The sequence below is a fragment of the Streptomyces sp. NBC_01298 genome, from assembly GCF_035978755.1.
In the GTDB taxonomy this organism is placed as follows: Bacteria; Actinomycetota; Actinomycetes; order Streptomycetales; family Streptomycetaceae; genus Streptomyces.
On record NZ_CP108414.1, the window covers coordinates 236212 to 249522 of the forward strand.

The 13311-nt window shown below is 72.1% G+C and carries 9 protein-coding genes; 7 read left to right on the forward strand and 2 right to left on the reverse strand.

The window, feature by feature from the left end; all coding sequences use genetic code 11:
* Positions 1 to 209 precede the first annotated feature (209 nt).
* Entirely contained in the window at positions 210 to 3596 is a 3387-nt protein-coding gene (locus OG730_RS01115; RefSeq protein WP_327302306.1) for a S8 family peptidase, read from the forward strand.
* Positions 3597 to 3705: 109 nt separating this feature from the next.
* Here OG730_RS01115 and OG730_RS01120 read toward each other — a convergent pair whose 3' ends face one another.
* On the reverse strand, positions 3706 to 4731 hold the full coding sequence (locus tag OG730_RS01120) for a GlxA family transcriptional regulator (protein WP_327302307.1): 1026 nt from the start codon (positions 4729 to 4731) through the stop codon (positions 3706 to 3708).
* 71 nt (positions 4732 to 4802) lie between these two features.
* Here OG730_RS01120 and OG730_RS01125 point away from each other — a divergent pair, with 71 nt between their 5' ends.
* From OG730_RS01125 to OG730_RS01135, 3 genes are all read left to right on the forward strand, one after another.
* Positions 4803 to 6167 carry an MFS transporter gene (locus tag OG730_RS01125; RefSeq protein ID WP_327302308.1) on the forward strand — a complete coding sequence of 455 codons (1365 nt, stop codon included), beginning with the start codon at positions 4803 to 4805 and terminating at the stop codon, positions 6165 to 6167.
* 29 nt (positions 6168 to 6196) lie between these two features.
* Positions 6197 to 6331: a hypothetical protein gene (locus OG730_RS01130; RefSeq protein WP_327302309.1), complete on the forward strand. Its 135-nt coding sequence runs from the start codon at positions 6197 to 6199 to the stop codon at positions 6329 to 6331.
* Positions 6332 to 6581: 250 nt separating this feature from the next.
* Positions 6582 to 9527, forward strand: coding sequence for a galactose-binding domain-containing protein (locus OG730_RS01135; RefSeq protein ID WP_327302310.1), 2946 nt, complete (start codon positions 6582 to 6584; stop codon positions 9525 to 9527).
* An 84-nt stretch (positions 9528 to 9611) separates the two neighbouring features.
* Here OG730_RS01135 and OG730_RS01140 read toward each other — a convergent pair whose 3' ends face one another.
* Positions 9612 to 9932 (reverse strand): restriction endonuclease, encoded by a 321-nt coding sequence (locus OG730_RS01140; protein ID WP_327302311.1) that lies wholly within the window; start codon positions 9930 to 9932, stop codon positions 9612 to 9614.
* A 229-nt stretch (positions 9933 to 10161) separates the two neighbouring features.
* Between OG730_RS01140 and OG730_RS01145 the strand changes: the two genes are divergently transcribed.
* The 3 genes from OG730_RS01145 to OG730_RS01155 all read left to right on the forward strand — a co-directional run bounded on the left by OG730_RS01145 (position 10162) and on the right by OG730_RS01155 (position 13198).
* Positions 10162 to 10704, forward strand: a complete 543-nt coding sequence (locus tag OG730_RS01145; RefSeq protein ID WP_327302312.1) for a sugar O-acetyltransferase — start codon at positions 10162 to 10164, stop codon at positions 10702 to 10704.
* Between the two features lie 114 nt (positions 10705 to 10818).
* Entirely contained in the window at positions 10819 to 11529 is a 711-nt protein-coding gene (locus OG730_RS01150; protein WP_327302313.1) for a response regulator transcription factor, read from the forward strand.
* A 4-nt stretch (positions 11530 to 11533) separates the two neighbouring features.
* A complete protein-coding gene (locus tag OG730_RS01155) occupies positions 11534 to 13198 on the forward strand; it encodes a sensor histidine kinase (RefSeq protein WP_327302314.1) in 1665 nt (554 codons plus the stop codon).
* Positions 13199 to 13311 lie beyond the last annotated feature (113 nt).

Here is a 13311-nt window from a genome sequence, read left to right on the forward strand (position 1 = left end):
TGCTGCCGTACGCCGGTCGCCGCACGGCCCGAACGGCTCGTCCCGCCCACCTCCGCCGCTCCCCCTGGTGGCCGGTGGGAAACGGCCGACCGGGCCCCGCGCCCGGCGACACCCCAACGCCACCGCACGCACCGCGTACGCCACGTACGCCACACGACGGGGCACGCACCACGGCTCCGGCCGCCGTGCACGCCTTCACAGGAGCAGAGTTGTTCATACGGACGCACAGGGCTCGACGCGCCGCCGGGGCCCTCGCCCTCGCCACCGCCGTCGTCGCCCTCAGCACGGGGCTGACCGGCCCCGCGGGGGCGGCATCCGCCGCCTCCCCCACGAGTGACACCCCGCCCGCCGCCACCACGGGCACCCCCGTGACCGTCACGCTGATCACCGGTGACCGGGTGACCGTGGACGGCGGCGGCGCCCTCGTCCGCTTCGAACCCGCCAAGGGCCGTGAGCGCGTACCGGTCGAGATCGAACGCGCCGACGGCCGCACGCTGGTCCTCCCCGCCGACGCCCGGGCCCTGCTGGCCTCCGGCAAGCTGGACCGGCGCCTCTTCGACGTCACCACGCTCGCCGACCCGACCCTGCGCACGCTGCACCGCGACGGACTCGGCCTGATCGTCCAGTACGAGGGCTCCGCCGCGGCGGCCCGAGACGAGCTGCGGTCCGCCGCCGGCAAGGGAGCGGGGCGTGCCCTCCAGACCGTCAACGCCGAAGCCGTCCAGGCGTCGTCCGCTGACGCCGCGAAAGTCTGGGAGGCCCTGACCAACCCCACGACGCGTGGGGCCCGTACCGCCGGCGCCGGCATCGCCAAGATCTGGCTGGACGGCGTGCGCCGGGCGAGCCTGGACAAGAGCACCAAGCAGATCGGCGCCGACCGGGCCTGGCAGGCCGGGTTCGACGGCAAGGGCGTGAAGATCGCCGTCCTGGACACCGGTGTGGACAAGACCCACGCGGACCTGAAGACCCAGGTCGTCGGGGAGAAGAACTTCTCCGACTCCCCCGACACCGCGGACCGGGTCGGCCACGGCACCCACGTGGCCTCCATCGCGGCCGGCACCGGGGCCGCGTCCGGCGGCCTCCTCAAGGGCGTCGCGCCCGGCGCCAAGGTGATCAGCGGCAAGGTCCTCGACGACCAGGGCTACGGCAGCGACTCCGCCGTCATCGCGGGCATGGAGTGGGCCGTCGCCGAGGGTGCGGACATCGTCAACCTCAGCCTCGGCAGCCGTGACTTCCCCGGTGTCGACCCGGTCGAGGCCACCGTCGACCGGCTGTCGGCGGAGAAGGGCGTCCTGTTCGCCATCGCCGCGGGCAACGACGGCGCCGGCGCGTCCACGGTCGGCTCGCCCGGCAGCGCCGACGCCGCCCTGACCGTCGGCGCCGTCGACCGCAAGGACGTCCTCGCGGACTTCTCCAGCAGGGGCCCGCGCGTCGGCGACGGTGCGGTCAAGCCCGACCTCACCGCGCCCGGCGTCGGCATCACCGCCGCGGCCGCCGCGGGGAGCAAGCTCGACACCGATCCCGGAGCCCAGCACCCCGTACCGGGTTACCTGGTGCTCAACGGCACCTCCATGGCCACTCCGCACGTGGCCGGGGCCGCGGCGCTGCTCAAGCAGAAGAACCCCGGCTGGACCGGTACCGAGCTCAAGGGCGCGCTGACCGCTTCCACGAAGGCCGGCGCGGCCGGCGTCCAGGAGCAGGGCACCGGCCGCGTGCAAGTGGACAAGGCCCTCACCCAGACGGTGATCACCGAGCAGCCGTCGGTGTCCCTCGGCACGGCCCAGTGGCCGCACGCCGACGACAAGCCGCTCACCAAGAAGATCGCCTACCGCAACCTCGGCAAGACCGACGTCACCCTCGACCTCGCGGTCACGGGAACCGACTCGCGGGGCAAGCCCGCCCCGGCCGGGTTCTTCACCCTCGGCGCCAAGAAGGTGACCGTGCCCGCAGGGGGCCGGGCCGAGGTCGCCCTGGCCGCCGACACCCGGCTCGGCGAGGTCGACGGCGCCTTCTCCGCCTACGTCACCGCCACCGGCGGCGGCCAGTCGGTGCGCTCGGGCGCGGCAGCCGTGCGTGAGGCCGAGGCGTACGACGTCACCATCACGACGGTCGACCGCGACGGCCGCCCCGCCCGCGAGTTCGCCCACTCCCTGTTCGGGATCGGCGGCGCCGCCGACGGCATCTGGGAGGGCATCAGCAACGAGACCGGCGCCCGCACCCTGCGCCTGCCCAAGGGCACCTACGCGCTCCACGGCGCCGTGTACCAGGACGGCTCGGACCTCACCAAGGGCGTGGACTGGCTCGTCCAGCCGCGACTGGAGGTCACCGGAACCACCAAGGTCAAGGTCGACGCGCGCACCGCGAAGCCGGTGGACATCACCGTCCCGGGTCTGGCCACGGCCGACTTCGCCCTGCCGTACTACCAGCAGAAGGTCGGCGAAGGCCACCTCGGCAACGGCTGGGTCCTCCCCAAGGGCTACACCGGGTTCCGCTCCGCCCACATGGGGCCGGCCGTGACCGACGGCTCGCTCACGCAGAGCTGGCTCGCGACCTTCATCAAGGCGCCGGCCGCCCAGTACAACGTCGCCCTCGGCGGCGTGACGAACCGCCTCGCCACCGGGTACGAGCGGCACCTGAAGTCGACGCAGCTGGCGAAGCTCTCCGTGGAGATGGGCGCGCCCGCCCGCGGCAAGTCCGGCTACGCCTACGCCGCCCCCACCCTGCCCGGCATGTCCCAGGGCGACTTCTACGGGGCCGTCCAGCCCGCTCCCGGCACCCGTACGCTCCTGCTCTCCGCCCTCGACGGCGCGACCTGGCGCAGCGGGTTCTGGCAGCTCGGCGCCCCGAACGCCGACGGCGACCAGCGCCTCGAGGCGGACCAGGCCTCCCTGGAGCCGAAGCGCTACAAGGCCGGCTCCTCGTACCGCGAGACCTTCAACACCGGGGTCTTCGGACCGGTCCTGGGCAAGGGCCTGGGCGTGTTCCGCGGCGCACCCGACCCGGAGACGGGCAAGCAGACCATCACCGGCGCGGTGCCCCTGTTCGGTGACGGCGCCGGCCACCCGGGCTCATCGGCGCTCACCAAGACCACCACGACCCTGTACCGCAACGGCGTCAAGGTCGCCGAGAACGCGGACCCGCTCAGCGGCTGGGAGCCCTTCACGGTCGACGGCGCCGCCGCCAAGTACCGGCTGACCACCTCCGTCGAGCGGTCCAAGGACGTCTCCGCCGTCTCCACCCGCATCGACACGAGCTTCACCTTCCGCTCCGGCCAGGTCGCCGCCCACACCGCGCTCCCGGTCTCCACGGTGCGCTTCGACGCCGCGCTCGACACCGCCTCCCGCGCTCCGGCGGGCAAGGTCACCCGGATCCCCGTGACCGTGCAGGGCGCGGCCTCCGGGAAGAACCTCAAGTCGCTGACGATCTCCGTGAGCCTCGACGGCGGCGCGACCTGGAAGCAGGTCAAGGTCACCGACGGCGCGTTCTCCGTCCGGAACCCCGCCAAGAACCAGGGGATCTCCTTCCGGGCCCAGGTCACCGACAAGCAGGGCAACGTCTCCGCGGTCACGGTCGTCAACGCCTACCTGGGCAAGTGATCCCCCTTCCCTGAGCCGACGGCTGTCCCTGCCACCGGACACCTGCCTGCCCGCCCGCCCGCCACGCATCGTGGCGGGCGGGCGGTACGCGTTTTCGTGCCGGGTCGTGTCAGCCCGGGCCCTGCGGGCCCCGAGCGGACAGGAGGCTCCCCGCCCCGTCGGCCCGGAAGGCCCTCCGGTAGGCGGCGGGTGTGGTGCGCAGGGCCTCGTGGAAGCGTCGGCGCAGGTTGACGGCCGAGGAGAGGCCGACGCGGTGCGCGATGGTTTCCACGGGCAGGTCGGTCTCTTCCAGCAAGGCCCGGGTGGCGGCGATCCGCCGGTCCAGCAGCCAGCGTCCGGGGCTGATCCCCAACTGGTCGGTGAAGCGCCGGGTCAGCGTGCGGGCCGACACCCGGGCGCGGAGCGCCATCTCGGCGACGCTGACCGGCTGGTCCAGCCTTCCGCTCAGCCACTCCAGCAGCGGGGCCAGCGAGTCCGCCACCGGTCCGGAGGTGGGCAGTTCGGCGTACTGCAGCTGGCAGCCCTCGCGGTGCGGGGGCATCACCATCTGGCGGGCGATCCGCATCGCGTACGCGGCTCCCTGGTCGGTGCGTACCAGGTGCAGGCAGAGGTCGACGCCGGCCGCCGATCCGGCGCTGGTCGCGACGTCGCCGTGGTCCACGTACAGCACGGCGGGGTCGACCCGGACCCGCGGGAACCGGGCGGCCAGTTCCGGGGCCTGGGCCCAGTGGGTGGCGGCCCGCCGCTCGTCCAGCAGTCCGGCTGCGGCGAGCACGAAGGCGCCCGAGCAGATGCCGACGACCCGCGCGCCGCGACCGTGTGCCCGCCGGATCGCGGCGATCAGCGTGGTCGACACCTCGGTTCCGGCGGGCTGTTGCCAGCCCGGGATCAGTACCGTGTCCGCGCGCTCCAGGGCGTCCAGGCCCGTCGTCACCAGGAGGTCGTATCCGGCTTGGGTCCGTACCGGGCCGGGGTGCTCGGTACAGACCTCGAACGCGTAGCGGGCGGGGATGGCCGGGCTGTGGTCGGCGAACACCTCGGTCGCGCAGGCCAGCGGGAAGGTCGACTGCGGGGGCCGCAGCACGGCCACGACCCGGTGGAGCGCGGGGGACTTCGGCAGCGGACGAGACGTCATGGCGCGAAAGTACCCCATCATGTCGTTCAGGACACTGGAGCGAGAGGATTGGTCTAGTCCAGCATCGTACTGTGACGAACGTACAGGCGCAGAAACAGACCCAGACGCAGATACAGGCGCGGACGCAGGCGCAGACGCAGGCACAGATACAGGCGGCGCAGACCGAGCCGCCGGCCGCCGGGGCCTCCTTGTGGGACCGCCGGTTCACGCTCTACTTCACCGCCCGTGCGGTCTCCTTGGTCGGCGACGCGATGATGCCGGTGGCCGCCGCGCTCGCGGTCGGCCCGCTGTACGGGATCTCCGGGGTCGGCTTGGTGCTCGGCACCTGGACCGGGACGTTCGTACTCCTGGTCCTGTTCGGCGGGGTGTTCGCCGACCGGGTGGGGGCGCGCCGGATGATGGTGGGTGCGGACCTCGTCCGGGTGCTCACCCAGGGCGTGCTGGCTGCCGCGTTCTTCGCCGGGACACCACCGTTCTGGCTGCTGGTGACCATGGCGGCGGTGGCCGGCGCGGCGGTCGCGATGTTCCAGCCGGGCGTGAACGGCATGGTTCCGCTGGTCGCACGGGAACCGCAGCGTGCCAACGCCACGCTCAAGGTCGCCGACGCGCTCGCCCAACTGCTCGGCCCGGCCCTGGCGGGGCTGCTGATCGTGCTCACCGGCGCCGGGACGGTCTACGCGATCAACGCCGGCACCTTCGTGCTCAGCGCCCTGTGCCTGGGGCTCATCCGCTTCTCCCCCGCCGCCGCGTCCGCGCAAGCCCCGGCCGGCGCCGGGTCGGCCGCCGCCAAGCTGGTTTCGCTCCGTCGCGACCTGCGCCAAGGCTGGCGGGAGTTCCGCTCCCGCACCTGGATGTGGGCGGTGATCCTGATCTGGGTGGCGTACGGCGTACTGCTCTTCGGCCCGCTGGTGCCGCTCAGCTCAGCGGTGATCGGGGCCCGGCTCGGCCCGAACGCCTACGGCCTGGCCGTCTCCTTCCTCGGTGTCGGAACGGTGCTCGGCGGCTTGCTGGCCATGCGGCTGCGTCCGGTCCGGCCGCTGGCCGCGGGCGCGCTGGCCATGGTCCTGTTCGCGGTGCTGCCGCTCTGTGTGGCGCTGGGCGCCGGACTGCCGGTGCTGCTGGCGGGCCACGTCCTCGGTGGTGGGGCCTGGGCGTTCTGGTCGGTGATGTGGGCGACCAGCGTGCAGACCCACACGCCGCCGGAGGTCCTCAACCGGGTCACCGCGTACGAGCTGGCCGGCTCGGTGTCCGGCATCGCGCTCGGTCAGATCCTGGCGGGCCCGGCCACCGAGCTGGCCTCCCCGCGAACACTGCTGCTGGTCTCGGCGGGCACCTGCCTGGCCGGCTGTGTGGCACTACTGTCGATCCCGGCCATCCGCACCCTCCGCCGCGTCACTGGCGCCGACAGCGCCGAAGCGGCGCCAGCGGCGCACTGACCGGACATGGCCGGTCGATAGGCCTTGACGTGTTCGCCGACCCCGCCGACGAGATCCTCCGCCGGGTGCGCGAGCGCGGCTGGACGGTGACGTCCCCGGACGCCGAGAGCCTGGTCGTGCCCGTCGCGGGCGCGGACTACTACGACTTCCTAGCCGCCTCCTGAGGTACGTCGCCGAGGTCCGGCGGTCGGCCCGCTACTGGACCCCGCCTCACACTCGACGCCCGGCGTGTCCGTGGGCTGGAACGTACCCACCCGCGCCTGACGCGCACACAGAACCCCCTAGGCAGAAGCTAATTGCGGCCTCGCGTCTGTTTTTTGCGCAGGATCATAGACTTCCTCCATGTGGAGTCGTAGCGTCCCGGGTTGAGCCACTTCCGCTCCCGCCGATCGAGCCGCAAGGACGTGCGTGCCCGTGCCCCAGCCCCCACAGAGCAACCCCCCGACGCCCGAGCAAGTCCGCTCCCTCAGACGGCGGGCCAGCGCCGTCTTCCTGGCCCTGTCCCTGACCGGGACCGCCGGCCTGACCGCCCTGACCTTCGGCGCCGCCCCCGCGGCGCACGCCGCCGGGGTACCCGCGCCGTCTCCGGTCGGCATAGCAGGGCGGGGCGCGAACGTGCCGTTCACCGAGCTGGAGGCCGAGTACGCGGCCACCAACGGCGCGCTCGTCGGCCCCGACCGGCTCTACGGGAACCTCCCCTCGGAGGCGTCCGGCCGGCAGGCCGTGACACTGAACTCCATCGGCCAGTACGTCGAGTTCACTCTGACCAAGCCCGCCAACGCGATGTCCCTGCGCTACAGCCTCCCGGACACCGGCGACGGGAAGGGGCGCGACGCGACCCTGGACGTACGGGCGAACGGGCAGTCGGTGAAGACCCTGCCCGTGACCTCCAAGTACAGCTGGTACTACGGCGGCTATCCCTTCAACAACAACCCGGGCGACACCAACCCGCACCACTTCTACGACGAGTCGCGCACCCTGCTGGGCTCCACCTATCCGGCGGGCACCAAGATCCGCGTACAGGTGACCTCGACCGCGCAGTCGCCCGCCTTCACCATCGACCTAGCCGACTTCGAGCAGGTCGCCCCCGCGACCGGCAAGCCGGCCGGGGCGCTCGACGCCGTCGCCGACTTCGGCGCGGACCCGAGCGGAGCCACCGATTCGACGGCCCGCGTGCAGGCGGCCGTTGACGCGGGGCAGGCCCAGGGAAAGACGGTCTACATCCCCCCGGGCAACTACACCCTCTACGACCACGTCGTCGTCGACGGAGTCACGGTCCAGGGCGCGGGCCCCTGGTACTCCGTCTTCGGCGGCCGCGACCCGGTCAACCGCAACCGCGCCGCCGGCTTCTACGGCAAGTACGTCCCCGGCGGCGGCTACACGGGGCCGGTCCGGTCGCACGAGGCGAACGGACCGAGCAAGAACGTCACCCTCAAGGACTTCGCGATCATCGGCGACGTCCGCGAGCGGATCGACGACGACCAGGTCAACGCCCTGGGCGGCGCGATGTCCAACTCCACGGTGGACAACCTCTGGATCCAGCACGTGAAGGTCGCCGCCTGGATGGACGGTCCGATGGACCGCTTCACCATCCAGAACAGCCGCTTCCTCGACATGACCGCGGACGGCGTGAATTTCCACACCGGTGTCACGAATTCCCGAGTCACCAACACGTTCGTGCGCAACGCGGGTGACGACGGTCTGGCCTCCTGGCCCCAGGACAAGCCGAACACCAACATCAGCTTCGACCACAACACGGTCGTCCTGCCGATCCTCGCCAACAACATCGTCACGTACGGCGGCAAGGACTTCACCATCTCGGACAACGTCATGTCCGACACCATCAGCAACGGTGGCGGCCTCCACATCGCCAACCGCTACCCGGGGGTCAACTCCGGCAAGGGCACCGCGGTGGCCGGCACCATCACCGCCGCCCGCAACACCCTCATCCGCACCGGGAACAGCGACTTCAACTGGAACTTCGGAGTCGGCGCGATCTGGTTCTCCGGTCTGAACGAGGCCGTGCAGGGCGCCAGCATCAAGATCTCCGACACGGACATCCTGGACTCCTCCTACGCGGCGATCCACTCGATCGAAGGACCGATCAGCGGGGTGGAGTTCACCAACGTCAACATCGACGGGGCCGGGACCTACGCCATCCAGGCGCAGTCCAACCTCGCCGCGAAGTTCACCCAGGTCACCGCCAAGAACATCGCCCAGTCGGCCACCCCGATCCACAACTGCATCGGTGCGGGACTCCAGATCACCGACGGCGGCGGCAACTCCGGCTGGAACACGGGGCAAACCTGCTCCGGGCTGTGGCCCGCGCCGGTGTGGACCAACGGCGGTGTTCCCAGCAACCCGACCACGCCTCCCACCACACCTCCCACCACTCCCCCGACGACCCCGCCCACGACGCCTCCCACCACGCCGCCGACGACGCCTCCCACCACCCCGCCGAACGGCAACCTCGCCCAGGGCAGGCCGGCCACCGCCTCCTCGGCCGTCCAGTCGTACACGGCGTCGAACGCCGTCGACGGCAACGCCTCCTCCTACTGGGAGAGCAACGGGAACTCCTTCCCACAGACGCTGACGGTGGATCTCGGTGACACCAAGCGGATCGGTAAAGTCACCCTCAAGCTGCCGCCCTCCTCCGACTGGGCCACGCGGACCGAGACCCTCGCGGTGCTCGGATCCACGGACAACTCCGCTTGGTCCACGCTGCGCGCCTCCGCGGGGGTCACCTTCAACCCCGCCTTCGGCAACACCGCGACGCTCACCCTGGACCCGGCCGACGTCCGCTACGTACGGCTGAACGTCACCGGCAACACCGGCTGGGCGGCGGGACAGATCTCCGAGTTCGAGATCTATGCTCCGGCCGACGGCACCCCGACCACGCCGCCGACCACGCCGCCGCCGACCACTCCCCCACCGACCACCCCGCCGGCCGGCACCAACCTCGCGCAGGGCAAGAGCGCGACCGACACGACCCACACCCAGGGTTACGTGGCCGCCAACGTCACGGACGGGAACGTCGGCAGCTACTGGGAGAGCAACAACAACGCCTTCCCCCAGTCGCTCACCGTCGACCTCGGCTCCACCCAGACCGTCGGCCGACTGGTGTTGAAGCTCCCCGCCTCCTGGGGCACCCGCGGCCAAACCCTCGCGGTGCTCGGATCCACCGACAACGCGGCCTGGTCGACGCTCAAGGCCTCCGCCGCCTACACCTTCACCGAGGGGTCCAACACGGTCACCGTCACGCTTCCCCCGTCCGGTGTCCGCCAGCTGCGCCTGACCTTCACCGGCAACACCGGCTGGCCAGCGGGCCAGCTGTCGGAACTGGAGGCGTACACCTCGTAGCGCGTCCGCGCACCACCTACCGACGGCCGGCCCGGCTCCCTCCGGGCCGGCCGTCCGCGCGCGTGGGCGGCCGGGCGCGGGATGTCACTCCAGACGGTCGAGGAGCTGGTGCAGGCCCTGGACCAGCCGGGCCCTGCCCTGCGCGTCGGCGAGGGCCCCGCGCCCTGAGGACGCCGCCGACAGGCGGCGACCGGTGTCCGCCAGGGAGCGGGCCAGCAGGTCCCCGTCTTCGGATCTGCTCCGCAGTCCGGCGGCACGGGTGATCAGCTCGTCCTGGATCACCCGGGCGTGACCCGTCAGTTCGAGCGCGGCCAGGTCGATGTCCCCGGCGGGCGGCACCGTCGCCGCGGTCCAGCCGAGTACCGCGGCCGCGAGCCGCAGGTGGACCTCCCGGTCCACCGGCATGCCATGCCCTACTTCTCCACCCGGATCGTGCACGAACCCCGTACCGGCCATCACAGCCCTCTTCCCGTTTCGGCGCCCTGCCGTCCTCGTTCCGGCGGGCGGCGGTCCTCACAGCGGAAGCGCTCACAGCGTTCCCGTTCCTCCTTCGGAGCGGGGAAGCCCTTCGGATGGGCGTCACGGGCAACTTTCCGGTTTTGCCGGTCAGCGCTCCATCCGGAAGGATCGCGGCATGTCCAGCGATCGTCTGATGCGTATCCACAGCGCCGAGTTCAAGGCCATGGCCGAGAGGGTCCTGCGGGTCACCGAACTCACCTCGCGCCTGAACGTCCTGCCGTTCGAGGACGAAGCCGGAAAGGCGCGACTGTTCGAACAGATCCTCGGCAAGCCGCTGCCACCGAGGGTCACGATCTATCCGCCCTTCTACACGGACCACGGCCTGCACCTCGAACTCGCCGAGCGGGTGTTCATCAACCAGAACTGCACGTTCCTGGACTACGCCGGCATCCGGCTCGCAGAGCGCGTGATGGTCGGCCCGAAGGTCACGTTCATCACCGGCGGGCACCCCGTGGATCCCGAGGAGCGACGGCTCTACCTCACCGGCGCGCCCATCGACGTGGCGGAGAACGTATGGATCGGCGCCGGTGCCACGATCCTTCCCGGCGTCACCATCGGCCGGGACTCAGTGATCGCCGCCGGCGCCGTCGTGGCCGATGACGTTCCACCGGCGAGCCTGGTCACCGGCGGCAAGGCCACCGTGAACCGAAGCTGGTGACGCCTGGCGGGCATCCGCGCGCGGGCGCGTGCACCGCCGCCTTCGCATTCGCCCGTCCACCAGGTACTTTCGGCACAGTCCATGCCAGGTCAGGTCCGGTCTCAGGAGGTCTCGGTGTCGGCGCCCGACGAAGGTCCGGGTGCACGCGAGCAGGAACCGTCCCGGCTGCGTGTGCTGATCGCGGATGACAGTTTCCTGATCCGCGAGGGGCTGAGCAGGCTCCTGGAGCTCAGTGACGCCGTCGAGGTCACCGGCACCTGCGCCGACGAGGCCTCGACCGTCGCCGCCGTCGCCGCCGCCCCGCCCGACGTACTGCTCTGCGACATCCGCATGCCGCCGTCGTTCACCGACGAGGGAGTGCGCCTGGCCGACGGCCTGCGCCTCTCGCATCCGGACGTCGGCGTGGTCCTGCTGAGCCAGGAACGGCACGTCGATCTCGCGGCCCGGCTGCTGGAGTCGGGAGCCTCGGGCCGCGGCTACCTCCTCAAGGACCGCGTCCACGACCTCGACCTGCTCGTCTCCGCCGTGCGATCGGTGGCCAGGGGCGAGTGCCACATCGACTCCGCCCTCGTCGAGGACCTCGTACGCCGGCGCCGGACGGAGGCCTCGGCCCTCGACGCCCTCACCCCGCGCCAGCGCCAACTCCTCGCGGACGTCGCCGAGGGCCAGAGCAACGCCGCCATCGCCCGCGACCGGTTCCTCTCCGTGCGGGCCGTCGAGAAGCACGTCAGCGAGATCTTCGGCCGACTGGGTCTCACCGGTGACGCCGACATCAGCAGGCGGGTACGGGCCACGCTCCTGTACCTCGACGAGCACCGGCGATGACCCGATGACCGCGGCCGTGCTCGCGACCGTCGGCGTGGTCCTGGTGCTCCTGGCCGCGGCACTGTTGGGACGGCGCCCGCAGGACCGGCGGCTCGCGTGCCTGCTGGCCGTGCTGTGCCTGGCGTACGCGGTGCGCGGGCTCGGAGCCTCGGGAAACCCGTGGGCCTTCGGGCTGGGCAGGGCCCTGGGGCAGCTCGCCGAGTTCGTCCTCGTCTGGGTGATGCTGAGCTTCCCCACCGGACGGCTCCGGTCCCGGGGCGACCGCGTCATCGTGGCCATGAGCGCCTTCAGCGCCACGGTGCTGTGGCTGCCGACCGTCCTGTTCTCGGCCACCGTGCCCCTGCCCGGCCCGCTCGTACCGTGCGCCCCGGACTGTCCGCGCAACGTGCTCCTCATCGAGGACCTCCCGCAGGTCGCCGACGGATTCCTCACGGCCTTCCGCTGGCTGAGCGCCGCGATCCTGCTCGCGGCCGCGCTCTCCCTCCTGGACCGGCTGGTCCACTCCAGTCCCGGTGCCCGCCGGACCCTGGCGCCGCTGCTCGTCGTATCCATCCTGCGCACCCTGGCCGTGGCCGTGTTCGTCGTCACGAACGGTGCGCTGCTGTCGGGGCAGGTGCTGGTACCGCTGTTCTGGGCGGTGCCCCTCGCCATGCTCCTCGGGCTGCTGCTGGCACGGCTGCACGCGGCGGGCGTGCTCCTGCGACTGGTGTCGGGGCTCCAGCACCGGCCGGACGCGGACGCGCTGCGGCTGGTCATGGCCACGGCGCTGCGGGACCCGGGCCTCGACATCGTCTACCGGCTGGCGGACGGGTCCCGCTGGGCGGACTCCGCCGGGGTCCTGCACCGCGAGGTGCCGTTGTCCCGTCCCGGGCAGGCGGTGACCGCCGTCGACGGCAGCGACGGGCGGCCGCTCGCGTGCGTCGTGCACGACGAGGTGCTGCTGGACCAGCCGGCGCTGCTGGCGGCCGTCACCCAGAGCGTCCGGCTGGCCCTGGAGACCAACCGGGACGCGGCGGAGCTGGCGCTGTCCGGAGCGCGGATCGCCGACGCGCACAGCAGTGCGCGCCGGGTGATCGAACGCGATCTGCACGACGGCGCCCAGCAGCGGCTCATCGCCCTGCGGATGAAGGTGAGCGTCCTCGCTCGGCTGCTGCCGCAGGACGCGCGGCGCGCGGCGCAGCTGGCCGGGGAACTCGGCCCGGACGTGGACGCCGCCCTACAGGAGATTCGGGACGTCGCGCACGGAGCGGGCCCCCGGTTGCTGCACGCGGAGGGAGTGGCCGTCGCCCTCGCCGACGCGATCGGGCGGTTCCCGGAGTCGGTGTCCCTGCGGGCCGAGCGCATCGGCCGGTACTCCGGCGCGGTGGAGAGCGCGGTGTACTTCACCTGCGTGGAAGCCGTACAGAACGCCGTCAAGCACGCGGGGCCGTCGAGTACGGTCGCCGTCGAGCTGACGGATGACGGGCATCGCCTGTCGTTCGCGGTACGGGACGACGGGCCCGGCCTGTCACCCGCCGGCCCGGCCGGATCCGGCGCGGCGCACGGCACGGGTCTGGCCTCCATGCGGGCCCGCATGGAGGCCTGCGGTGGAGAGGTGAGCATCGTCGGGCGCCCGGGAGAAGGCACCGAGGTGTGCGGTCACGTCCCGCTGCGCCGCGCGGGCCCCTGACCCGGGGACCGCGCGGCTCGGTCCCCCGCCGGCGAAGACACCAGAAAACCGAACCCCCCTGGTACGGGCCACTGCCTTGGGCGGCCCCCCGGCTTCGGCGAGGCTTCGGCCGA

Excerpts from the sequence above, each read along its gene's own strand:
- OG730_RS01120 (WP_327302307.1), bottom strand. The coding sequence starts at position 4,731 with ATGACGTCTCGTCCGCTGCCGAAGTCCCCCGCGCTCCACCGGGTCGTG.
- OG730_RS01140 (WP_327302311.1), bottom strand. The coding sequence starts at position 9,932 with ATGCCGGTGGACCGGGAGGTCCACCTGCGGCTCGCGGCCGCGGTACTC.
- OG730_RS01145 (WP_327302312.1), top strand. The coding sequence starts at position 10,162 with ATGTCCAGCGATCGTCTGATGCGTATCCACAGCGCCGAGTTCAAGGCC.
- OG730_RS01155 (WP_327302314.1), top strand. The coding sequence starts at position 11,534 with ATGACCGCGGCCGTGCTCGCGACCGTCGGCGTGGTCCTGGTGCTCCTG.